The 1,815-nt window shown below is 67.8% G+C and carries 2 protein-coding genes and 1 pseudogene; 2 read left to right on the forward strand and 1 reads right to left on the reverse strand.

What is annotated here, in order from left to right; translation table 11 throughout:
- Positions 1–370: DNA-deoxyinosine glycosylase (locus tag WA317_RS21480; RefSeq protein ID WP_425174950.1), on the reverse strand; the 370-nt coding region annotated here is incomplete at its 3' end.
- 39 nt (positions 371–409) lie between these two features.
- Here WA317_RS21480 and WA317_RS21485 point away from each other — a divergent pair.
- Together WA317_RS21485 and WA317_RS21490 are read left to right on the forward strand one after the other, a co-directional pair.
- Positions 410–1,528, forward strand: coding sequence for an adenylate/guanylate cyclase domain-containing protein (locus WA317_RS21485; protein WP_425174951.1), 1,119 nt, complete (start codon positions 410–412; stop codon positions 1,526–1,528).
- Between the two features lie 87 nt (positions 1,529–1,615).
- Positions 1,616–1,815: pseudogene (locus WA317_RS21490) on the forward strand (hypothetical protein); the annotation flags it as partial.

Here is a 1,815-nt window from a genome sequence, read left to right on the forward strand (position 1 = left end):
TGGCCGCCGTTGCGCCGTTGAAGTAGACCCGCGTCAGGTCCGGATAGGTGCTGAACAGCCTGTCGAAGTCGTTGACCACGCTGCTCTTCGAGTCGATGGCGGCGTCCGCGCTGCCGCGGCGCCGACACCGATACAGCACATCCCACAGCGCGACGCCGTTCGATCGCAGGACGGCCAGCCGGTGTTGGTACGGCTCGCTCACGTCAAAGCCGAAGATCCGGCCGGTGATCCCCCAGAACGCATTACGCGGGTTGGCGTAGTACTGACGAAGCGCCAGCGATTGAACGCTGGGGAATGAGCCGAGGATCAGCAGCCGGGCACCGTCGCCGACGACCGGCGGGAACCCCTGCAGCAGCGGTGTGGTCGTCATCGGCTCCCATGATCGCGCACCGGCGTATACGTTGACGGCGTGGACGACGCTGGGATCGAACCTCTGCTTGACGGTCTGGAGGGCACCGCCCGCGACGAACGTGCTGAGCTGATCGAGTGGCTGCTCGAGAAGGGCATCAGCGTCGACGAGATCCGGGGTGTGTCCGCTCCCATGCTGCTGGCGGCGCGCCGAGTCGCTGGCGACGATGGCACCTACGTTTCGGCACGGGAGGTCAGCGAATCCGCCGGCGTCGACTTGGACCTGCTGCAGCGGGTGCAGCGCGCCGTCGGGCTTTCCAGGGTGGACGATCCGTACGCCGCCGTGCATATGCGCGCCGACGGTGCGGCCGCGGCACATGTTCAGCGGTTCGTCGAGCTGGGGCTGGATCCTGACCACATGGTGCTCGTGGCGCGGGTACTCACCGAAGGCCTCTCGCACGCGGCGGAGGTGATGCGCTACTCCGTACTGGCCGCGGTGCTGACACCGGGGGCGACTGAACTGGAACTCGCCAAACGAACCTATGCGCTGGTGAGCCGGCTGGCGCCGTTGCTGGGCCCGACGGTCCAGGAGATGCTGTTCATGCAGTTGCGGCACTCGCTCGAGACGGAATTGGTCAACGCCAGCGAGCGGGCTGCGGGCGAGCCGCTGCCCGGCGCGCGTCAAGTGACCGTCGCGTTCGGTGATCTTGTCGGGTTTACCCGGCTGGGTGAGGCCGTGCCGCCCGAGGAGCTGGGACAACTTGCCAACCGGCTGGGTGATCTCGCCCGCGACGTGGCTGTCCCGCCGGTGCGGTTCATCAAAACGATCGGCGACGCGGTGATGCTCGTCTGTCCTCGCCCGGTGCCGCTGCTGGACGCCGTGTTGAACCTTGTCGAGGCCGTTGACACCGACAATGACTTTCCGCGGCTCCGGGCGGGCGTCGCCGCCGGGCCCGCGGTGAGCCGAGCCGGCGACTGGTTCGGCAGTCCGGTGAATGCGGCTAGCCGGGTGACCGATCTTGCGCGGCCAGGCGCCGTCCTGGTGGCCGAGTCGGTCCGTACGGCGGTCGGCGATTCCGCCGGCTTCAGCTGGTCTTTCGCGGGCCCCCGGCACCTCAAGGGCATCAAGGGGGATATCAGGCTCTTCCGCGCCCGTCGCGGTGACGGCCCGGAGCGCTAGCCCGCATTGATCGCCGACCCCGAACCGCTGCGTTCGCTGGCGGAGAACGCTGTTCCCACCGGTGTGAAACGGTGTAATCATGTAATCATGAGACAACGTTACGAACGAGGCCGGCGGTCCGGCCGCCCCGGAGGTTGGCAGCAGGCGCACCAGCCCGACGCCGGTGACGCAACGGAGTGGTTCGCCGGTCGCCTGCCTGACGACTGGTTCGACGGCGATCCCGCGGTGATCGTCGACCGCGAAGAGATCACGGTCATCGGCAAACTGCCCGCAGCTGTCGAGTCCGG

The organism is Mycobacterium sp. (assembly GCF_049802695.1).
Classification (GTDB): Bacteria; Actinomycetota; Actinomycetes; order Mycobacteriales; family Mycobacteriaceae; genus Mycobacterium.